Origin of the sequence: Microbacterium hydrocarbonoxydans, from assembly GCF_900105205.1 — a bacterium.
GTDB classification, from domain to species: Bacteria; Actinomycetota; Actinomycetes; order Actinomycetales; family Microbacteriaceae; genus Microbacterium; species Microbacterium hydrocarbonoxydans.
The window spans coordinates 1,408,872-1,429,070 of sequence record NZ_FNSQ01000005.1 but is presented as its reverse complement, the minus strand read 5'-3'; the positions used below and the strand labels follow the sequence as shown (position 1 = coordinate 1,429,070).

The 20,199-nt window shown below is 68.8% G+C and carries 24 protein-coding genes; 2 read left to right on the top strand and 22 right to left on the bottom strand.

Going from position 1 to position 20,199, the window contains the following annotated elements; translation table 11 throughout:
• Window positions 1–35: 35 nt before the first annotated feature.
• From pheT to infC, 14 genes are all read right to left on the bottom strand, one after another.
• Entirely contained in the window at window positions 36–2,540 is a 2,505-nt protein-coding gene (gene pheT, locus BLW44_RS07240) for a phenylalanine--tRNA ligase subunit beta (RefSeq protein WP_060927868.1), read from the bottom strand.
• Complete coding sequence (pheS, locus tag BLW44_RS07235; RefSeq protein WP_060927869.1) at window positions 2,540–3,580, bottom strand: phenylalanine--tRNA ligase subunit alpha; 1,041 nt, start codon at window positions 3,578–3,580, stop codon at window positions 2,540–2,542. Before pheS ends, pheT begins: the two co-directional genes overlap by 1 nt.
• Window positions 3,581–3,654: 74 nt before the next feature.
• On the bottom strand, window positions 3,655–4,287 hold the full coding sequence (locus tag BLW44_RS07230; RefSeq protein ID WP_060927870.1) for a TRADD-N-associated membrane domain-containing protein: 633 nt from the start codon (window positions 4,285–4,287) through the stop codon (window positions 3,655–3,657).
• Window positions 4,288–4,307: 20 nt separating this feature from the next.
• Window positions 4,308–5,234, bottom strand: coding sequence for an amino acid ABC transporter permease (locus tag BLW44_RS07225; protein ID WP_060927871.1), 927 nt, complete (start codon window positions 5,232–5,234; stop codon window positions 4,308–4,310).
• Window positions 5,231–5,878, bottom strand: coding sequence for an amino acid ABC transporter permease (locus tag BLW44_RS07220; protein WP_060927872.1), 648 nt, complete (start codon window positions 5,876–5,878; stop codon window positions 5,231–5,233). The genes BLW44_RS07225 and BLW44_RS07220 overlap by 4 nt, the downstream gene beginning before the upstream one ends.
• A gap of 65 nt (window positions 5,879–5,943) precedes the next feature.
• Window positions 5,944–6,852, bottom strand: a complete 909-nt coding sequence (locus BLW44_RS07215) for a glutamate ABC transporter substrate-binding protein (RefSeq protein ID WP_060927873.1) — start codon at window positions 6,850–6,852, stop codon at window positions 5,944–5,946.
• A 44-nt stretch (window positions 6,853–6,896) separates the two neighbouring features.
• A complete protein-coding gene (locus BLW44_RS07210) occupies window positions 6,897–7,646 on the bottom strand; it encodes an amino acid ABC transporter ATP-binding protein (protein ID WP_420811373.1) in 750 nt (249 codons plus the stop codon).
• A 352-nt stretch (window positions 7,647–7,998) separates the two neighbouring features.
• Window positions 7,999–8,979 carry a TAXI family TRAP transporter solute-binding subunit gene (locus BLW44_RS07205; protein ID WP_245647453.1) on the bottom strand — a complete coding sequence of 327 codons (981 nt, stop codon included), beginning with the start codon at window positions 8,977–8,979 and terminating at the stop codon, window positions 7,999–8,001.
• Entirely contained in the window at window positions 8,976–10,352 is a 1,377-nt protein-coding gene (locus BLW44_RS07200) for a sensor histidine kinase (protein WP_060927874.1), read from the bottom strand. The genes BLW44_RS07205 and BLW44_RS07200 overlap by 4 nt, the downstream gene beginning before the upstream one ends.
• 6 nt (window positions 10,353–10,358) lie before the next feature.
• Complete coding sequence (locus BLW44_RS07195; RefSeq protein ID WP_060927875.1) at window positions 10,359–11,027, bottom strand: response regulator transcription factor; 669 nt, start codon at window positions 11,025–11,027, stop codon at window positions 10,359–10,361.
• A 76-nt stretch (window positions 11,028–11,103) separates the two neighbouring features.
• On the bottom strand, window positions 11,104–11,916 hold the full coding sequence (locus tag BLW44_RS07190; protein WP_060927876.1) for a TrmH family RNA methyltransferase: 813 nt from the start codon (window positions 11,914–11,916) through the stop codon (window positions 11,104–11,106).
• A gap of 102 nt (window positions 11,917–12,018) precedes the next feature.
• Entirely contained in the window at window positions 12,019–12,405 is a 387-nt protein-coding gene (rplT, locus tag BLW44_RS07185) for a 50S ribosomal protein L20 (protein WP_060927877.1), read from the bottom strand.
• A gap of 33 nt (window positions 12,406–12,438) precedes the next feature.
• Window positions 12,439–12,633, bottom strand: a complete 195-nt coding sequence (rpmI, locus tag BLW44_RS07180; RefSeq protein ID WP_060927878.1) for a 50S ribosomal protein L35 — start codon at window positions 12,631–12,633, stop codon at window positions 12,439–12,441.
• A gap of 71 nt (window positions 12,634–12,704) precedes the next feature.
• On the bottom strand, window positions 12,705–13,355 hold the full coding sequence (gene infC, locus BLW44_RS07175) for a translation initiation factor IF-3 (protein ID WP_074731673.1): 651 nt from the start codon (window positions 13,353–13,355) through the stop codon (window positions 12,705–12,707).
• 230 nt (window positions 13,356–13,585) lie between these two features.
• Here infC and BLW44_RS07170 point away from each other — a divergent pair, with 230 nt between their 5' ends.
• The gene (locus tag BLW44_RS07170; protein ID WP_060927880.1) at window positions 13,586–13,984 is read left to right on the top strand and encodes a DUF1844 domain-containing protein; all 399 of its coding nucleotides are present in this window, start codon (window positions 13,586–13,588) and stop codon (window positions 13,982–13,984) included.
• On the opposite strand, the gene BLW44_RS07165 is transcribed toward BLW44_RS07170, so the two are convergent.
• From BLW44_RS07165 to BLW44_RS07145, 5 genes are all read right to left on the bottom strand, one after another.
• Window positions 13,981–14,382, bottom strand: coding sequence for a hypothetical protein (locus tag BLW44_RS07165; protein WP_060927881.1), 402 nt, complete (start codon window positions 14,380–14,382; stop codon window positions 13,981–13,983). The genes BLW44_RS07170 and BLW44_RS07165 overlap by 4 nt on opposite strands.
• 27 nt (window positions 14,383–14,409) lie before the next feature.
• Window positions 14,410–15,222 (bottom strand): SseB family protein, encoded by an 813-nt coding sequence (locus tag BLW44_RS07160; protein WP_060927882.1) that lies wholly within the window; start codon window positions 15,220–15,222, stop codon window positions 14,410–14,412.
• Window positions 15,206–15,952, bottom strand: a complete 747-nt coding sequence (priA, locus tag BLW44_RS07155) for a bifunctional 1-(5-phosphoribosyl)-5-((5-phosphoribosylamino)methylideneamino)imidazole-4-carboxamide isomerase/phosphoribosylanthranilate isomerase PriA (RefSeq protein ID WP_060927883.1) — start codon at window positions 15,950–15,952, stop codon at window positions 15,206–15,208. Before priA ends, BLW44_RS07160 begins: the two co-directional genes overlap by 17 nt.
• A gap of 238 nt (window positions 15,953–16,190) precedes the next feature.
• The gene (locus BLW44_RS07150; protein ID WP_074731670.1) at window positions 16,191–16,520 is read right to left on the bottom strand and encodes a hypothetical protein; all 330 of its coding nucleotides are present in this window, start codon (window positions 16,518–16,520) and stop codon (window positions 16,191–16,193) included.
• Between the two features lie 9 nt (window positions 16,521–16,529).
• The gene (locus BLW44_RS07145) at window positions 16,530–16,778 is read right to left on the bottom strand and encodes a hypothetical protein (RefSeq protein WP_074731668.1); all 249 of its coding nucleotides are present in this window, start codon (window positions 16,776–16,778) and stop codon (window positions 16,530–16,532) included.
• On the opposite strand from BLW44_RS07145, the gene BLW44_RS07140 reads away from it, so the two are divergent.
• On the top strand, window positions 16,777–17,766 hold the full coding sequence (locus BLW44_RS07140; RefSeq protein ID WP_060927205.1) for a MinD/ParA family ATP-binding protein: 990 nt from the start codon (window positions 16,777–16,779) through the stop codon (window positions 17,764–17,766). The two genes, BLW44_RS07145 and BLW44_RS07140, sit on opposite strands and share 2 nt — an antisense overlap.
• A 46-nt stretch (window positions 17,767–17,812) precedes the next feature.
• On the opposite strand, the gene hisH is transcribed toward BLW44_RS07140, so the two are convergent.
• Genes hisH through BLW44_RS07125 form a run of 3 tightly spaced genes read right to left on the bottom strand, consistent with a single transcriptional unit; the run spans window position 17,813 to window position 20,159 of the window.
• Window positions 17,813–18,454 (bottom strand): imidazole glycerol phosphate synthase subunit HisH, encoded by a 642-nt coding sequence (hisH, locus tag BLW44_RS07135; protein WP_060927204.1) that lies wholly within the window; start codon window positions 18,452–18,454, stop codon window positions 17,813–17,815.
• On the bottom strand, window positions 18,451–19,068 hold the full coding sequence (gene hisB, locus BLW44_RS07130; RefSeq protein ID WP_060927203.1) for an imidazoleglycerol-phosphate dehydratase HisB: 618 nt from the start codon (window positions 19,066–19,068) through the stop codon (window positions 18,451–18,453). Before hisB ends, hisH begins: the two co-directional genes overlap by 4 nt.
• Window positions 19,065–20,159, bottom strand: a complete 1,095-nt coding sequence (locus BLW44_RS07125; RefSeq protein ID WP_174521362.1) for a histidinol-phosphate transaminase — start codon at window positions 20,157–20,159, stop codon at window positions 19,065–19,067. The genes hisB and BLW44_RS07125 overlap by 4 nt, the downstream gene beginning before the upstream one ends.
• Window positions 20,160–20,199 lie beyond the last annotated feature (40 nt).

The following is a 20,199-nucleotide window of genomic DNA, read 5'->3' as shown; positions in this document are numbered from 1 at the left end:
CATGCCGAATCGGGATGCAGTTCACGCATCCGGCGTCAGTCGCGGATGACGGCTCCGAAGCGCTCGGCGGCGACGGCGACTCCGGCGAGCTTCGCCTCGGTGGCTTCCGCGGCGGTGAGCGTACGGTCGTCGGCGCGGAAGCGCAGCGCGAACGTCAGGCTCTTCTGTCCGTCGGCAACACCCTCGCCGCGGTAGTCGTCGACGAGTCGGATGGACTCGAGAAGCGCGCCCGCCCCGTCGGACAGCGCAGCGCGCACATCGCCTGCGGGGACGTCGGCGCGGACGACGAGCGACACGTCCTGCGTCGCCGCGGGGTAGGTCGACAGCGATGCCGCCACGGCCCGAGGCCTCGCGAGCGTGAGGATGCCGTCGAGATCGAGCTCGAGCACGGTCGCTCGTCCCGGAAGATCGGCCGCCGCTGCGACCTCCGGGTGCACTTCGCCGACGTATCCGACCTCGACTCCGCCGACCGACAGCACGCCGGTGCGTCCAGGGTGCAGCGCGGCACGCTGCCCCTGCGCCACGTCGATGTCGACGCCGGCCGCCGCCGCGATCACTCGCACGGCATCGAGGGCTTCGGGCAGCCCGGCGGGCTCGGCGGCGCGTCCCGGCTGGCGTGCGACGACGTTCCCGGTGAACAGCGCCGCGACGTGGCGGTGCTGCGGCGGGATCGATGCGTTCAGCGCCTCGAGCGTCTCGTCGGAGGGGCGGATGCCGAGCGGCGGGACCTCATCGGTGCCGTACTCGACACCGGGCTCGGGAAGGAACACAACACCGGTCTCGAACAGCGCGAGGTCGGTGAGACCGCGCGAGATGTTGCGGTGCGCGATCTGCAGGAGCCCCGGGATGAGCGAGCGGCGCAGGAACGGTGCGGAGCCGTCGAGCGGGTTCGCCAGGCGGATGCTGGGCAGATGCGCCCCGGATGCCGATCCGTGCTGATCGTTCTCCGCCTCGGTCGTGAAGGGGAACGACGGGGTCTCGACGAGGCCCGCAGCAGCCAGCGCGTCGGCCACGCGACGGCGGCCCTGCTGGTGAGCGGTGAGACCGCGTCCGGACGGCGGGGTAGGCAGCACGGAGGGGATGCGGTCGAGACCGTGGATGCGGGCGACCTCTTCGGCGAGCGACCACTTGTCGGTGATGTCCGGGCGCCAGGTCGGCGGGATGACGGTCCAGCCGGCATCCGTCGCCGTGACCTCTCCGCCGATCGTCGTGAGCGCGCCGACGATCTCCTCGTCGGTGTAGTCGACGCCGATGAGTCCCTGCACGAATCCCTTCGGCAGCTCGATGTCGGCGACGAAGACCTCGGCGAACAGCGCGCCGCCCTCGTCGGTGAGCGTCCCTCCGGCGAACTCGACCATCAGGTCAGCGGCACGGCGGGCGGCGACGAACGGCACGAGCGGGTCGACACCGCGCTCGAAGCGCTTGGAGGCCTCGCTGGGCAGCTTGTGCCGCCGCGCGGTCCGGGCGATCGTCACCGGGTCGAACGTGGCCGCCTCGATCAGCACGTTGCGGGTGGTGTCACTCATCTCGGTGGTGCCGCCGCCCATGACCCCGGCGAGGCCGATGGGCCCCGACTCGTCGGTGATGAGGAGATCCTCGGCGTGGAGCGTGCGCTCCTGTCCGTCGAGCGTCGTCATCTTCTCACCGGGCGTCGCGCGACGCACGGTGATGCCGCCGGCGAGCTTGTCGAGGTCGTAGCCGTGCAGCGGCTGCCCCAGCTCGAGCATGACGTAGTTCGTGATGTCGATCAGGATCCCCAGCGAGCGCATGCCCGCGAGGGAGAGCCGCGCGATCATCCACGGCGGTGTCGGCTTCGCGGGGTCGACGTCTCGGACGACGCGCGTGACGAACTCGCTGGCGCCGACGCGCCCGCGGACGGGCGCCGCATCATCGACGATCGCCGTGTGACCGGTGCCCGGCTGCAGCTCGGCGAAGTCGCGCTCAGCGGGGTCGCGGAAGGCCGCCCCCGTGGCGTGGGAGTACTCACGGGCGACACCACGCAGCGAGAACGCGTATCCGCGGTCGGGCGTGACGTTGATCTCGACGGCGACGTCATCGAGGCCGAGCAGGCTGATGGCGTCGGTGCCCACCGGGGCGTCGATGCCGAGGTCTGCGAGCACGAGGATGCCGTTGTGCTCGTCTCCGAGTCCGAGTTCGCGCGCCGAGGCGATCATGCCGTCCGACACGTGGCCGTAGGTCTTGCGCGCGGCGATCGGGAACGGCCCCGGCAGCACGGCACCGGGCAGGGTGACGACGACCTTGTCTCCGGCGACGAAGTTGTGCGCGCCGCAGACGATGCCGCGGATGCCGCCGTGGGCCTCGCCCACATCGACCTGGCACCAGTTGATGGTCTTGCCGTTCGACTGCGGCTCCGCCTCGAGCGAGACGACCTGTCCGACGACGACCGGACCCGAGATCTCGAAGCGGTGCACGTCCTCCTCTTCGAAGCCGACGGTGACCATCGCCGCCAGGACCTCTTCGGGAGTCGCCTCCGCCGCCAGATCGACGTACTCACGCAACCACGAAAGCGGGACGCGCATCACACCACCATCCCGTACTGCTCGCTGAAACGGACATCGCCCTCTGCCATGTCCCGCATGTCCTGCACGTCGCTGCGGAACATCAGGCCGCGCTCGACGCCCATCCCGAAGGCGAACCCGCTGTAGACGTCGGGGTCTATCCCGGCCGCGCGGAGCACGTTCGGGTTGACCATCCCGCATCCGCCCCATTCGATCCAGCGCGCACCGCCCTTGAAGGTCGGGTGCCACAGGTCGAGCTCTGCCGACGGCTCGGTGAACGGGAAGAAGTTCGTGCGGAAGCGCGTCTTGGCCTCAGGGCCGAAGAGCTGGCGTGCGACATGGTCGAGCGTGCCCTTGAGGTGCGCCATCGAGATGCCCTTGTCGACGACGAGGCCCTCGAACTGCGTGAACACCGGGAGGTGCGTGGCGTCGAACTCGTCGGTCCGATAGACCCGGCCGGGGCACAGCACGTAGATCGGCACGTCGCGATCGAGCATCGAGCGCACCTGCACAGGGCTCGTGTGCGTGCGCATGACGAGGTGACGCGATGCAGGGTCGACGTAGAACGTGTCCTGCTCCTGCCGGGCGGGGTGGTCGACATCGAAGTTGAGTGCGTCGAAGTTGAACCACTCGTGCTCGAGCTCCGGGCCCTCGGCGATCTCCCACCCCATCCCGACGAAGATGTCGGAGATCTGCTCGCTGAGCAGCGTGAGCGGATGCCGCGCCCCGACGCGCGTGCGCGACGGCACGGCGGTGATGTCGACGCGCTCCGACTCGAGGCGGGCGGCGACCTCTGCCGCGGCGAGCTCGGCTTCCTTCGCGGCGAGCGCCTTCGTGACCTGGCCACGCCCTTGACCGACCAGCTTGCCGAAGGCGGCCTTGTTCTCGGGCGCCACCTGGCGCATCGAGGCGTTCAGGACGGCGAGCGGGGAGCCGTCGGCGACGTGAGCAGCCCTGGCCGCCTTCAGCTCGGCGATGTCGGCGGCTGCGCCGATCGCTGCGAGAGCTGTCGCGACGGCGGCTTCGACTGCTTCCGGGGTGATTTCGGGAGACTCAGACACGAGATAGGAGTCTACCGGGGGCCGCGGGCCTCGCCTCGCGGGTCACAGCCCGGCAGGCCCGCCGCGGGCGGACCTCAGAGCGGGCCGAACATGTCGACCCCGGCGCGCGGCACCCACACGGTGCGCTCGTGTTCCAGCGCGGCGGCCACATGTGGATCCCTGTTCGCGTCCCGTCGCAGCGCTGCACGTCCGTCTCCGATGACGGCTGCCGGTACGACGAATCCCGAGACGAGGAGGAGCGCCAGCCCGCCGTCGATCAGCAGGATCGGCGTCAGATCCGAGCCCGCCAGCATGGCGGGGACGAAGAAGACGTTCACTGCAGCGAACATGCCCGATGCCGCCACGATGCCCCCGCGCAGAGTGCCGGCCCCGCGCGTCGTGTACGACTCACCCGGGCGCGGGATCCTCCGGCGCTCGCGTCGCAGGAAGAGAGCGGATGCCGCCGCGACGACGCCGCCGGCCGAAGCAGTCGCCACCGCAGCCGTCCACCAGCCGAATACGAGGAACGCCGCGCCCAGGACGACAGCGGACGCACCGAGGGCGAGGAAGGCCGCCCACATCGCCCGACGCATCGCCCTTCCGTCTGCGATCTCGCGCAGTCGCGTGCGCGCATCGGAGCCGTGACGGGCGGACAGCTCCGGATCCAGCCACTGCGCGAGCGTGCGGCTCGACGCGGGCGGATACTGCGAGACCGGTTCGACGTGCATCCGACCAGCCTGCCAGAGGGTCAGAGCGCGCCTGAACCTGTGTTCGTCCCGTCGAACTTGCCTGCGCCCTTCTGCATCGCGATCACCTGGGTCATCGTCGACTCATCGTCCGCTGCGGGGTTGCCTGCCGCATTGATGGCCTGCACCTTCGGGGATCGGCGCGTGCGGATCTCGATCCACCGGGCGATACCGGAGAGGATGAGGCACATGATGATGTAGATCCCGCCGATGACGAACGCGGACTGGAGCACCGGGCGTCCCTGCTGGGAGGTCAGCTGCTTGGCGAAGTACAGCAGCTCAGGGTAGGTGATTATGAACCCGAGCGCAGTGTCCTTCATCGTCACCACGAGCTGGGCGACGACGACGGGCAGCATCGCCCGGATCGCCTGCGGGAGCAGGATGAGTCGCATGACGCCGCTCTTGCGGAGACCGATCGCGTAACCGGCCTCCTTCTGACCGCGAGGCAGCGACTCGACGCCGGCGCGGATCACCTCGGCGAGGACGGAGCCGTTGTACGCCATGAGCGCGAGGACGACTGCCCAGTACGGCTCCATCTTGACGCCGATGACGGGAAGTCCGTAGTAGAGCAGCATCATGAACACGAGCACCGGCACGGCGCGGAAGAGCTCTGTCACCACGGTGACCGGGACGCGGATCCAGGCGTGGTCGGAGAGACGCCCGATCGCGAGGACGAACCCGAGCACGATGCTGAGGACGGCGGCGACGGCGAAAGCCGCCAGCGTGCTGCCGAGCGCTTCGAAGATCTGCGCCCACACGGCACTGAAGGAGAACACGTACCACCGGGACGCCTCGAACTGGCCGCTCTCCCAGAACCGGTAGCCGATGAAGCCGAGCAGCGCGAGGATGACCACCACGGTGGCCACGCCGATGAGACGGTTCCTCAGGATGGCCTTCGGACCGGGGACGTCGTACAGGACGGAAGTCATCGCGCGATCCTCCACTTGTTCTCGAGATAGCGCTGGAGCCAGCTGAGGAGCATGACCAGGGCGACGAAGATCAGGGCGACCCAGAGCAGCACCACGAGCGCGTTCTCACCGCGCTCGCTGAGGTACGACCGCACGGCTCCGAGCTCGAGCACGGAGAAGCCGGCAGCGACGGTGGTGTTCTTGAGGAGAGCGATGAAGACGCTCATCATCGGGGGCACCACGGACCGGAACGCCTGGGGAAGCACGACGAGCGACATGACCTGCCCGAACGGAAGTCCGATCGCTCGCGCGGCCTCAGCCTGCCCGACGGGCACCGTGTTGATGCCGGCGCGGATCACCTCGGCCACATAGGTCGCGGTGTAGATGCCGATGGCGAGGATCCCGAGCACCATCGTGCTCACCTTCGGCAGGCCCAGCTGGGGGTAGCCGAAGATGAAGAAGAAGAAGACCAGGGTGAGTGGCGTGTTGCGGATGAGGTTGACGTAGACCGTCCCCACTCCGCGGGCGATCGGCACCGGAGCGACGCGCATGGCGCCGACGATGATGCCGAGAATCAGCGCGAGCACTCCGCCGCCGAAGAAGAGGGTCAGCGTATTGCTGAGAGCTCGTCCCCAGAGATCGGTGTTGCCGAAGATGACGTCCACGCCACCCTCCCCTTCTTAGGACCGTGCGGGGTGGCTCTTCCGCGGAAGAGCCACCCCGAGTGGGATCAGTACGCGTCGACCTCGGGCTGCTCGACCTCGATGCCGCTGGAGCCGAGGTTCTTGTCGAAGATCGCCTGCCAGATGTCGCCACCGTCGGTGAACAGCTCGTTGATGTGGCCACGCAGTGCGTCGTCGCCCTTGGTGAGGCCGACGCCGTAGCGCTCCTCGGAGAACGGCTCGCCGACGACCATGAGGTTGTCGGGGTCCTGCGCCGCGTAGCCGATCAGGATGGCCTGGTCGGTGGTGACGGCCTGGACCTCGCCCGAGAGCAGAGCCTCGACGCACGCGGAGTACAGGTCGAACTCCTTGGTGGGAACCTCGGGGTAGTTGTCCCGGATGTTCTGGATCGGCGTCGATCCGGTGGCCGAGCACACGGTGGTGTCGGCGTTCAGGTCCTTCTCGCTCTTGATGTCGCTGTCGGAGCCGACGAGCAGGCCCTGCCCGGTGATGAAGTAGGGGCCGGCGAAGTCGATCAGCTCCTTGCGCTTGTCGTTGATCGAGTAGGTGCCGACGTAGTAGTCGATGTCACCGTTGGTGATCGCCTGCTCGCGGTTCGCCGAGGCGATCGGCTTGAACTCGATCTTGTCCTCGTCGTAGCCGAGCGAAGCGGCGATCCAACGGGCGATGTCGACGTCGAAGCCGGTGCGCTCGTCCGTCGTGACGTCGAGGAAGCCGAGCCCTGGCTGGTCCTCCTTGACGCCGACGACGACCTTGTCGCGCTCCTTGATGGCGTCGAACGTGGGGCTGCCCTCGAGCTGCACGTCGTCGGCGACCTCGAACCAGGTGGAGTCCTCGCCCTCGTCGCCTCCCGTGCCAGCGCCGGGGCTGGACGGGCTGCCGCTGTTGCAGGCGGTCAGCGCGAGCAGCGCTGCTGCCGCGATCCCGATTCCTGCCAGTGTCCGTGTGCGTCGCATGTGCGTCTCCTTCGTGTGCTGTGTGTGCAGGGTCTGTGAGCTGATCAGTGCGTGAGCAGCTTCGAGAGGAAGTCCTTGGCGCGATCGCTCTTCGGGTTCGTGAAGAACTCCTCGGGCGTCGCCTCTTCGACGATGCGCCCGTCCGCCATGAAGACGACCCGGTTCGCGGCCTTGCGCGCGAAGCCCATCTCGTGCGTGACGACGATCATCGTCATGCCCTCGTGCGCGAGCTCGACCATGACGTCGAGCACCTCGTTGATCATCTCGGGGTCGAGTGCGCTGGTCGGCTCGTCGAAGAGCATGACCTTGGGATGCATGGCGAGCGCCCTGGCGATCGCCACGCGCTGCTGCTGACCGCCGGAGAGCTGGGCCGGGAGCTTGGACGCCTGCTGCGCCACGCCGACCCGCTCGAGGAGCGCCATCGCCTCCTTGTCGGCATCCGCCTTCTTCAGTCCGCGGACCTTGATGGGGCCGAGCGTGACGTTCTCGAGGATCGTGAGGTGGGCGAACAGGTTGAACGACTGGAACACCATGCCGACGTCGGCGCGGAGGTTCGCGAGGCCCTTGCCCTCGGCGGGGAGCGCCTTGCCGTCGATGCTGATCGTGCCGCTCGTGATGGTCTCGAGCCGGTTGATCGTGCGGCAGAGGGTCGACTTGCCAGAACCGGACGGACCGATCACGACCACGACCTCGCCGGCGTCGACGGTGAGGTCGATGTCGGTGAGCGCCTGGAAGTCGCCATAGTGCTTCTGGACGTTGTCGACCACGACGAGGGGCTTACCAGAGGTCATCATTTCTCCAAACTAGCCAGGTCGAACACGGGGCTCCACACGGACACCTCGACATTTACACGTTCGTAACCACGCGACGGGACGGATTCGCGCCGGGCACCGGAGTGCCCCCCGGTCCGCCCCCGCGAACCGTGGGGGCGTCCCTGCCGCCGCGTTCCTCCCCTGGTAGAACGAGACGGCAAGCCTCCGATCGGATGTGATCCCGAGATCCTCCGGAGGAGAGGCCGAGCCCGCGCCTGCATGAATGGCGTGGGCTCCGTGGCATCTGAATTCTCCGTCGAATCGAGCGCGATCGATCACCAGAGTGGCAGAGCGTCGCGCTCATCCGAGCGGATCTTGAGGGTTTCTTGAGGCCTCAATCCCGTTGCGCTCGGTAGTACTCGATCGCTCCCGGATGAAGCTCGACCGGGCCGGTGAAGATCGCCTGCCGTCGATCGAGCAGCGCCGCCGCCGGGACGGTGTGAGCGATGCGGGTGCGGGCGTCGAAGAGGCCGGTGAGGACGTCACGGACGACGGCGTCCGGAGTATCCGCGCCCGTGACGAGGTAGTTGGGGACGGCCATCGTCGGTTCCGAGCGATCGAGCCCGTACAGCCCGACCGGGAAGTCGGACGAACGGTAGGCGTCGGAATAGCGTCCGTTGACCTCGTTCACCCAGCTCTGGTCGATCGCGAGCAGCCGGACGGGGGTCGTCTCCGCGAGTTCGGCGATCCCCGGTGTGGGGATGCCGCCGACCCAGAAGAAGCCGTCGATCTCCGAGGCCTCCAGCGCGCTGATCGACTCGCCGAGGTCGAGTTGAGGGTCGGTGATCGATGCGACGTCGACCGCTGCGGCATCCAGCACCCGCCCGGCGATCACGTTGACACCCGAGTTCTCCGCGCCCAGCGACACGGTGCGCCCCGAGAGGTCGGCGAGCTCCTCGATGTCCGAGTCCGCCCTGACCACGACATGGAGGTACTCGTCGTAGAGCCGCGCGATCGCCTGGACAGGCAGCGGTTCGTCGAACGCTCCGGCGCCGGCCACGGCATCCGCTGCCGCATCGCCCTGGGCGAAGGCCAGCAGGACCTCCCCCGATCCCACGCGCAGCAGATTGTCGACGGAGCCGGCCGTCTCCGCGGCGCTGATCTCCACGTCGAAGGCGGCTTCGAGTTCGCTCGCCAGCTCGCTGCCGTAGGCGTAGTAGACGCCGTTCGCCCCGCCACCGGCGATCTCGTAGGTCGAATCCGTCCACTCGGTCGCTCGGGTGCTGCAGGCGCTGGTCGCACCGAGCATGGTGACGGCGAGGACGACGCCGACGATCCGTCGGAGCATCACTCCGCTGCGCGCGCCGCCGCTCACTGCTCTGCTCCGTCCGGGAGCACCAGGGTCACCTGGAGCCCGCCGCCCGCCGCCGATCCGACGCGGAGCTCGCCCCCGATCGACCGCAGGAGGTCGGTGGCGATGGCGAGGCCCAGCCCCGAGCCCGGAGTCTCGCCACTGTCGTCGCTGCGCCAGAACCGATCCGCGGCGTTCGCGGCCTGCTCACTGGTGAGACCCGGGCCGTGATCCCGCACCGAGAGTCGGCATTCCCCGTCGTCGAGGTGCGTGTCGATCTCGACGGCGGCTCCCGCGGGCGAGAACTTGACCGCGTTGTCGATCACGGCGTCCAGGGCGCTCTCCACGATCGTCCGGTCCGTCACGCAGAGGATCGGGCCGGTGGCCGTCGCCCGCATGATGACGCCTCGTTGCGCCGCCACCTCGCGCCAGGCGTCCGCCCGGCGTGAGGCCAGCGCGGCCAGGTCGACGGCGGAGATCGTGGTGTCGGCACGACCGCCGCGCGCGAGCCCGAGCAGGGTCTCGAGGATCCGAGCCATCCGGCGCCCCTCCTCCCGCGTCTCCTCGATGTCGTCCTGCCAGCGCGCGTCGAGGCCGGTGGAGAGGTGCTCGACGCGCAGCAGCAGCGCGTTCAGCGGGTTGCGCAGCTCGTGCGAGGCGTTGAGGGCGAACTCCTGCTGACGGGTCATGACGCGCTCTATCTCGTCCGCCATGCCGTTGAACACGCGTGTCATGCGGCGGAGCTCAGGTGGCCCGGTGTCCTCGGCGACCCTGGCGTCCATCTCGCCGCGCTCGATCGCCACCATGGCCTCGTCGAGCCGCCGCACAGGCGAGAGCACCCACCGCGCCAGCTGGAACACAAGGATCACGCCGAGACCGATCAGCACGATCGAGATGAGGGTCAGGATCAGGATCTGCTGCAGAATCTGTGTACGGGGCGTCTCGACATCTGCAGACACCATCACGGCGCCGATCACGTCGCCGTCGTCGAAGACGGGCTCGACGAGCGACGACTCGGCGGCGATCCAGGGGAACACCGGCTCAGGCGCCTCGGCGCGACGCCCGGAGAGCGCGAGGTCGACCCTCGCCGCCTCGTCCTCGGCGAGCACGTCGTCGCCCTCTCCCCCGGACGCCCAGAGGCCGCCGGCCAGGTCGAAGACCAGGACCCGGATGCCGTACACCACCTCGAACCGCTTCACCTCGGCGTCGATCACCGTCGCGCTCCCCGACCTCAGTGCCTGCCGCGCGCTGGTGACGAAATAGCCCAGGTCGCCGAGCTGCTCGGTGTAGAAGGCCTGCTGGATGCTGCGCGTCGCGCTCCATGCGGCCGTGCCGCCGAGCGACAGGAGGATCGCCACGAGAGGCACCAGGAAGACGACGATGAGACGGCGGCGCATCGTCCGCTATCCCGCCAGCCGGTAGCCGACGCCGCGCACCGTCTCGATCAGCCGGTGCTGCCCGGCCTTGCGGCGGATCGCGCCGACATGCACCTCGAGCGAGTGACCGAAGCCGCGCCAGTCGGTGTTCCACACCTCGCGGATCAGGCGTTCCTTGGGCACCGCCACTCCCGGGTACCGGGCGAGGACGGCGACGATGTCGAACTCCTTGCGCGTGAGCTCCACCGGCGACCGATCGATGGTGACCTGACGAGCCACGAGGTCGATCTCCACGACACCGCCCTGCAGCTGCACCCGCGCCTCGGACTCCGGTCGCATCGGCCGCGAGCGGCGCGTGACCGCCTCGATCCGCGCAAGGAGCTCATGCACGTCGTACGGCTTCACGACGAAGTCATCCGCGCCGGCTCGGAGTCCCTTGATGCGCTCCGTGACCTGGTTGCGCGCCGTCACGATGACGATCGGCACCTCGGATCGGCCACGGATGCGGCGGCACAGGTCGATGCCGTCGACGTCAGGCAGCCCGAGATCGAGCAGCACCACTTCGGTGTCCGCCCCCAGCATCTCCAGAGCGGATGCCCCGTCGGCTGCGCGGGCGGTCGCATAGCCCGAACGCGCCAGGAATGCTTCGAGGGCGGCGGCGACGCGCTCGTCATCCTCCACGATCAGAATCCTCATCGACTCTGGGTCCCCTTCTCCGCTCGAGCAGGCCTAAACCTACCAGCCACGCAGGCAGCGAGCGGACCGGCGGGGGTCAGGCCACAGTGGCGGCGCGCTGCGCGAAGGCGCTCTCGTACAGGCACACGCTCGCCGCCGTCGCAAGGTTCAGCGACTCGGCGCGGCCGAAGATCGGCAACTTGAGCACCTGGTCCGCTCGTGCCAGCGCCTCGTCCTCGAGGCCGCGGGCCTCGTTGCCGAAGAGCCAGGCCGTCGGCTCGGCGAGCACGCCGTCCGCGCGGGCACGCAGCAGGTCGTCGCCCTTCACATCCGCGGCGAGGATCCGGAGCCCTGCGGCATGAGCCTTCTCGACGACGTCCGCGAGTTCGGCGCCCACCGACACCGGCAGATGGAACAGAGAGCCGGTGGTCGCTCGCACGACCTTCGGGTTGTACGGATCGACAGTGCGACCGGTGAGCACGACGGCGTCGGCGCCCGCGGCATCCGCTGCCCTGATGATCGTGCCGAGGTTGCCGGGGTCCCTGACCTCTTCGCAGATGGCCACCAGGCGAGGCGAGGCGGCGAAGATGTCCTTCACCGAGGTCGGGGTCTGCCTGACGACCGCGACGAGACCCTGCGGGGTGACCGTGTCGGCCATCGCGTTCAGCACGTACTCGGTGACGTATTCGACCTCGATGTCGGCATCCGCCGCCTTCGACCGGATGTCCGGGTGCTTCTCCCAGCCGGTCGGCGTCGAGAACAGCTCGACGATCGCCTCGGGGCTGTAGGTCAGCGCTTCGCGCACCGCCTGAGGGCCTTCGAGCAGGTACAGACCGGTCTCGGTACGCGCACTGCGCTTGGTCAGCTTGGCGACTGCACGGACTCGGGGCGAACGGGGGTTCTCCAGCACGTCCTCAGTCTAGAGAACCGCGGGCGCCCCTCCGTGCAAACGACGGGAGAACGACAGAGGACGCCCTCCCGAAGGAGAGCGTCCTCTGTGAGAAGAGCCTGCTTACGCAGCCGTCTTCGGGGCGTTGACGTCAGAGGGCAGAGCCTTCTTCGCCGTCTCGACCAGCGTCGTGAAGGTCGCGGCGTCGTTGACCGCGAGGTCAGCGAGCATACGACGGTCGACGGTAACACCCGCGAGGCCGAGGCCCTGGATGAAGCGGTTGTACGTGATGCCGTTCTGGCGTGCAGCGGCGTTGATGCGCTGGATCCAGAGGCGACGGAAGTCGCCCTTGCGCTTGCGACGGTCCCGGTACGAGTACACCAGGGAGTGGATGACCTGCTCCTTGGCCTTGCGGTAGAGGCGCGAACGCTGACCGCGGTAGCCGGAGGCGCGCTCGAGGATGACGCGACGCTTCTTGTGGGCGTTTACCGCCCGCTTGACTCTTGCCATTTTCCTGTGTTCCTATTCGTGCGTTCGGGCGCGTCAGCGGCCGAGAAGCTTCTTGGCGACCTTGAAGTCTGCCTTCGACAGAACCTGGTCCTGGTTGAGGCGACGGGTGCGACGGCTCGACTTGTGCTCGAGGTTGTGGCGCATTCCGGCCTGCTGCTTCTTCAGCTTGCCGCTGCCGGTGATCTTGAAGCGCTTCTTAGCACCCGAGTGGGTCTTCTGCTTCGGCATCTTCTCTTCCTTCGTATGGCGCCTTCTCAGGCGACGGTGTCAACCCGCGGTGCGGGAGTTCTGGGGCGGAGTCACTCCGCCGCGGCTGCGGCAGGAGCGTCCGTGTCGCTCTTGGCCTCGCGGGCAGCCTGCTTGTTCGCTGCGCGCTGGGCGTCGCGGACGGCGTTCTGCTCCTGCTTGGCCTCGGACTTGCTCTTGAGCGGAGCCACGATCATGACCATGTTGCGACCGTCGATGGTCGGGTTCGACTCGACGGTTCCGAGCTCCGCGACATCCTCGGCGAACTTGCGCAGCAGACGGACGCCCTGCTCCGGACGCGACTGCTCGCGGCCTCGGAAGAGGATCATGGCCTTCACCTTGTCGCCGGCCTTGAGGAAGCCCTCGGCGCGCTTGAGCTTCGTCGTGTAGTCGTGCGCTTCGATCTTCAGGCGGAAGCGGACCTCCTTGAGGATGGTGTTCGCCTGGTTGCGGCGAGCTTCCTTCTCCTTCTGGGCGGCTTCGTACTTGAACTTGCCGTAGTCCATGATCTTGACTACGGGCGGCTTCGAGTTGGGTGCGACCTCGACGAGGTCGAGGTCGGCTTCCTGCGCAAGGCGCAGCGCCGCCTCGATGCGGACGACGCCGATCTGCTCACCCGCGGGACCGACGAGGCGGACCTCGGGGACGCGGATGCGCTCATTGGTGCGGGGATCGCTGATGCGGAACTCCTTAGACGATGGGATTCGGCCACCGGAACGCTGTCAGCATCCCGGGCGAAATCAGAATCGTCCCCACCCACCGGCATTCAGACGCCGGCTCCGCACCCTGTCTGCCGGATCCGTCTGACGACGAAGCCGGTGGAGTGCAAGACCCGGTAGCCTGGAACGGCAAGCGCGGGTGGGAAGTGAATCCTCTTTCGTGCCGGAGCATGACGCTCCGGAGCCCGACACAGTCTAACAGAAGGCAAGGCGAAGTGACGAACCAGGCATCGGACGAGGCCGCACGCGAGCGCGAAGAGCGCTGGGCCCGGCAGGAGGAGGCGGCCTCCTCCGCCACACGGGACATCGCGGACGTGCCGGCCGTGGAGGTCATCACCACCGCCGCCGTGCACCTGATGAGCGCCGCCGCGGTCAAACTCGGCCTCGCCGACGACCCGGATGCCGCCGCCCAGCTCGACCTCGACGAGGCCCGCAAGCTGATCAACACGCTCGCAGGACTCATCACCGCGGGCGCTCCGGAGATCAGCGACATGCACGCGCGCTCCCTGCGCGATGGCCTGCGGTCTCTGCAGCTCGCTTTCCGCGAGGCCTCGACCATCCCCGACCCCATCGGCAAGGGCCCGGGCGAGAAGTGGACAGGGCCGGTCAACTAGCCCACGAGAACGATCGGCGGGGCCGTCGTCGCCCCTCCGCACTGGCCGGTCGGAGGCGTCCAGTCGATCCTGTGCTCGGACTCCCTCAGGAGTGCGCCGTCGGCGGCGAACACTCGGATGACGACGGATTCGGGTGCGGTCATGTCGAGGTTCAGCGTCCAGTCGTCGCCGTCCTGATGCGCCGAGAACATCGTCGCGACAGAGCCCGTCGGCTGCGTCTCGTGTGCACGCGGCGAGCATTCCTCATCGATGCAGAACTGCAGGTCGGTGACTCCATCGATCGCGCTGGTGTCGACTCTCAGACTGTTGACCCATCCGATCGCCGGACAGTACGTATCACAGCCGGCCAGGCCGATCATGAGCGTCAAGGCCATGGTCACGACGGCTGTTCGGCGCATGCGGTCACCCTACGATGCGACGAGCACTCAGAGCGAGCGGCGGAGCTTCACGGTGAGCGAGTCCGCGAGGACCGCGATGCGGTCATCGGCAGCCCAGCGCTGAGCGAGTCGGGCGAGGACCGCATCGAGAACCTCTCGCTCCAGTCCATCCACGAGCTCGAGGACGACGACCAGCTCGGGTCCGCGCAGGCGTGCGTCCGGATCCCCCGCCGCGACCGAGACATCGATGACGGCCAGTTCATGGGCGACGCTCTCCTGCAGCGCGTGGAAGACCTCGGGCGAGAGGAAGCTCGGCTCCCACCGATGCCCCTGAGCGATCGCCCACACGGCGGGGCGACGGATGACGAACTCGGTGTCGGAGGTCGGATCGAGCACGATGAGGTCGGTGTCCTCGGCCGATGCCGCGAGCGCCACGCGCGTCGCCTCGACGGGAATCGGCCGCGCCGTGGCATCCCACCGCTGCATCGCCTCGACGGAGGAGAAGACCGGCTGCACACGGCGCCCGTCCGGGGCCGCGACCGTGACGATGGAGAGCTCCTGCGTCTTGTCGACGGTGAGCCCGCTGGGCGCCACGCCCTCCTCGCCCTTCTCCGCGATGAGCGGGATGAGCACCCTGGCACTGCGGAACGCGTCGACCACCTCGGCCTGCGAACCATCGCCCGCGCGGAACCTCAGCAGCGCATCGAGCAGAGCGGGGTCGGCCGATCCGTCGTCACCCGCGTGCGGGTTCGACTCGAAGCTGCGGCCCTCCCACGGCACGCCGGCAGAGTCGCCGTCGTTGCGCGGGACACCGTGGTCGTGCGACCCGTGGGCGCCGGTGTCGTCAGTCTCCCGCGACATCCAGAGCCTCGGCCAGCGTGAACGCGCCGGCATAGAGCGCCTTGCCGACGATGGCACCTTCGACACCGAGCGGCACCAGCTCGCGGAGGGCCGCGATGTCGTCGAGGTTGGAGATGCCGCCGGAGGCGACGACGGGCTTCGGGGTGCGGGCGGTGACCTCACGGAGGAGCTCGAGGTTCGGGCCCTTGAGGGTCCCGTCCTTGGTGACATCGGTGACGACGTAGCGGCTGCACCCGGCATCCTCGAGACGCTCGAGGACCTCCCAGAGATCGCCGCCCTCCTTCGTCCAGCCCCGTGCGGCGAGCGTCGTGCCGCGGACGTCGAGTCCGACGGCGATCGCCTCACCGAAGCGACCGATCACGTCGGCCGCCCACTCCGGGTTCTCCAGCGCCGCGGTGCCGAGGTTGATGCGGCTCGCACCGCTCTCGAGTGCGGCCTCGAGCGTCGCGTCGTCACGGATGCCGCCGGAGAGCTCGACGTTGACGTTCTTGAACTGCTTGATGACCTTGCGGAGGATCGGTGCGTTGCTGCCACGACCGAACGCGGCGTCGAGGTCGACGAGGTGGATCCACTTCGCGCCCTGCGCCACCCACTCCCCTGCGGCATCCAGCGGGTCGCCGTAGCTGGTCTCGGTGCCGGCCTCGCCCTGGGTGAGCCGGACCGCCTTGCCCCCGGCGACGTCGACAGCGGGAAGCAGGGTGAGCGAAGGAGACTGCGCGAAGTCGTTCATGACGTCCTCAGGTGAGATGGGAGGGCCGATTCGTCGGCACGAGAATCGACACTAGCCCGCGCATCCGCCCGCTCCAAAATGATGACCGCAGAGAACATCAGGCATCAGGCGGTAGCCTCGATGACACCCCTGTTCGGTCGGTGAGGAGATATTGCATGGTGCGCGATGCGGAACCGCGAGGAGGCGGACCCCTGCGACGCGGGAACCCGATGCCGCCGGAGAACCCGGACATCGTGGCTCACGTCCCGCTGAACCCTGAGGATGCCGCTCCTCTGGCACGGCCTCCGCGCCCGGCGGATGCCGCCGCGTCCGCAGACATCGACGACTCCGTGCCCGAGATGACGGTGCCCAGGGCACCGAGAGCGGCGAGCACCGCGGCCACTCCGGCGACGGCAGCACCCGCCACGCGGGCGGAGGCCGCCGCTGCGGCGGCTGCCGTTTCGACTCCCGCTGCTGCACCGGCGACTGCTGCTGCACCGGCTCCCACTGCGGCACCGGCGGCCGCACCGGTAACACCGGCCGCGACCCCGACCTCGTCCGCGCCCGCCGTCCCGACCCCGCAGACCACGCCGACCGCTCAGACCGCCCCGACCGCGGTCCGGCGCGATGCCGCTGCGCCTGCATCTCCGGTCTCCCCCGCCACTCCGAGCGTTCCGACAGCTCCGTCGTGGCCGGCGCCGCCGGTCGCGCCTGCGCAGCAGACCCCCGCAGCCCCTGCGGCGCCTCCGGTGCCGATCACGGGCGTCCCCACGAGCCCGTCCGTGCCCGCCGCGCCGTCTCTGTCACCGGCTCCGGCGCTGCCGTCGACCCCGGCCACGCCATCCATGTCACCGGCGCAGCCCCTCGCTCCGTCGCCGGTCGCGCCGCCTTCGCGCCGCGAGCAGCGGGAGCAGGGCATCGAACGACGCTCGTTCCTGCAGGAGGAGCGCCGCGAGGAGCCCGCCCGTCGCGGCGGACGCGGTTTCCTCAACAAGGTCGGCTTCTCGATCGGCCCGAACGCTCGCGAACGCGCCATGCGCGATGACGAGCACGAGGTGAGTCGCCACTGGCCCGGCCCCCGGACCGTGGCGGTCGTGAACGGCAAGGGCGGCGCGGGGAAGACCCCGGCCACCGTGCTGCTGTCGGCGGTCTTCGCCCAGTACGGCGGCGCCGGCGTGCTCGCGTGGGACAACAACCAGACCCGAGGGACGCTCGGCTGGCGCACCGAGGCTGGCGCCCACGACCGCACCCTGCTCGAGCTCCTGCCCCAGACGCAGCGCCTCCTCGGCGCGCAGGGCCAGTCGGCCGATCTCGCGCACTTCGTGCACCACCAGCCGCAGGAGAAGTACGACGTCCTGCGTTCGAAACCCATCCGCCTGGCGCATGAGAACCGGCTGAGCCCCTCGGACGTCGACTCGATCCATGCGGTGGCAGCGAAGTTCTACCGCCTGATCATCATCGACTCCGGCAATGACGAGTCCGACCCGATGTGGCTGCGGATGATCGATCTCGCCGACCAGATCGTCGTCGCCACGACGACCCGCGACGACCACGCCGAAGCAGGAGCACTGCTTCTCGAGGCGCTGGAGGATCGCGACGAGCGGTCAGCCCGCCTGGCCCGCGATTCGGTCGTCGTCGTCAGTCAGGCCGATCCGAAGGCGTCGTCCGCGGATGTCGCTGAGGTCGTGGCGGGCTACCAGCCGCTGGCTCGTGAGGTCGTCAGCATCCCGTTCGACCGTGAGATGGTCGACGGTCACCTGCGCCTTCGGGGTCTCGCGGCGCCGACGCAGCAGGCGTGGTTGTCTGCTGCCGCCGCGGTCGCTCGCGGGTTCTGACAGCGCGGACCGGTCGGGGGCGTGCGACGCCCGTCAGCGCGCGCTGTCAGCCGCGGAGACTGTCGACCCAGTTGCGGAGGAGCTGGATGCCCGCATCCCCGGACTTCTCGGGGTGGAACTGGGTGGCCGACAGCGGTCCGTTCTCGACAGCGGCGAGGAACGGGTCCCCGTACGTCGACCAGGTGAGCACCGGCTGCGGGAACGGCGGGATCACATCGAGTTCCCACGACTGCGCGGCGTAGGAGTGCACGAAGTAGAAGCGCTCGTTCTCGATACCCCGGAAGAGCACCGAGTCGGAGCCCGGCTCGACCGTGTTCCATCCCATGTGCGGAAGCACGGGAGCGTTGAGCTCGGTGACGGCTCCCGGCCACTCGGCCAGGCCCTCGGTGTCGTGACCGCGCTCGACGCCGTGCGCGAAGAGCACCTGCATGCCGACGCAGATCCCGAGCACGGGGCGACCTCCGGCGAGGCGTCGATCGATGATCTCGTCACCGCCGTGCGCGAAGAGCGCATCACGGACGGCCTGGAATGCGCCGACGCCTGGCACGACGAGGCCGTCGGCTTCGAGCGCCTCCTTGCGGTCGCGGGTGAGCACCGCATCCGCACCCGCCGCGACGAGCGCCTTGACCGCCGAGTGGACGTTGCCGGATTCATAGTCGAAGACGGCGACACGAGGCGCGCTGCTCACAGTGCGCCCTTGGTCGAGGGGATGCCGTCCACAGACGGATCCAGAGCCTTGGCCTGACGGAACGCGCGGGCGAACGCCTTGTACTCCGCCTCCGCGATGTGGTGCGGATCGCGGCCGCCGAGGACCCGGACGTGCACGGTGAGCGCGGCGTTGAAGCTGATGGCCTCGAACGAGTGACGCACCAGCGATCCCGTGAAGTGGCCGCCGATCAGGTGGTGCTCGAATCCTGCGGGCTCCCCGGTGTGCACGAGGTAGGGACGCCCCGAGATGTCGACGACCGCCTGCGCGAGCGCCTCGTCGAGAGGCACCAGCGCATCGCCGTAGCGGGAGATGCCCGACTTGTCGCCGAGCGCCTCGAGGATGGCCTGTCCGAGCACGATCGAGACGTCCTCGACCGTGTGGTGCGCATCGATCTGCGTGTCACCGGAGGCGCGCACCGTGAGGTCGGTGAGCGAGTGCTTCGCGAAGGCCGTGAGCATGTGGTCGAAGAACGGCACCGACGTGTCGATGCGGCTCGCACCGGTGCCGTCGAGGTTCAGTTCGAGCTCGACGGTGGACTCCGACGTGCTGCGCACACGCGAGGCGGTGCGCGGGGTCTGGACGGGGCTGCTCATGAAGCCGATCCTATCGAGGCGAGGGCGTCGAGGAACGCGGTGGTCTCCGCCTCGGTGCCGGCGGTGACGCGCAGGTGTCCAGGGATTCCGACATCGCGGATGAGGACGCCTCGGTCGTAGAGCTGCTGCCAGACCCGCTGCGGTTCGGCGACGCCGCCGAACAGGACGAAGTTCGACCACGATTCGTGGGGCGTGTACCCCAGCGCCTCGAGGGTGGCGGAGATGCGATCGCGCTGTTCCACGATCTCCTCGACCATGCCCAGCATGACCTCGGAGTTGCGCAGAGCGGCGATCGCTGCCGCCTGTGTCAGGGCGCTCAGGTGGTACGGCAGACGCACGAGGCGGAGAGCGTCGATGAACGCGGGGTCGGCGGCAAGATAGCCCACTCGTGCTCCCGCGAACGCGAAGGCCTTGCTCATCGTGCGCGACACCGCGAGGCGCGGTCGCCCGTCGAGCAGAGTCAGCGCCGACGGCGCCTCGTGCGGCGCGAACTCCTGGTACGCCTCATCGACGATCACGATGCCGCGCGACGCCTCGTAGACGGCCTCGACCACGTCGAGACCGAGCGGGGTGCCCGTGGGGTTGTTCGGGGAACACAGCAGGATGACGTCGGGGTCGAGCTCCTCGACCTGCGCGGCCGCCTCATCGGGCGTGATCGTGTAGTCGGGCTGGCGGGCGCCTGCGATCCAGCGCGCGCCCGTGCCCTGGGCGATGAGCGGGTACATCGAGTACGTCGGTGCGAAGCTGAACGCCGTGCGCCCCGGTCCCCCGAACGCCTGGAGGATGTGCTGGAGCACCTCGTTCGATCCGTTGCCCGCCCAGATCTGTTCGGGCTGGAGTCCATGTCCGAGATACTCCGCGAATCCCTCGCGCAGCGTTGTGAACTCACGGTCGGGGTACCGATTCACATCCCGCAATGCGACCGCGATGTCGTCGAGGATGTCGCTCGCCACGGCATCCGGCACGGGATGCGTGTTCTCGTTGACGTTCAGGGCGATCGGAAGCGGAGCCTGAGGAGCGCCATACGGCGTGAGGCCTCGAAGGTCGTCGCGAAGCGGGAGGTCAGACAGTGATGCAGTCACCCTTCCCATGGTAGGCCGCGTCAGACCACTCGACTCTCGTCATGACGCA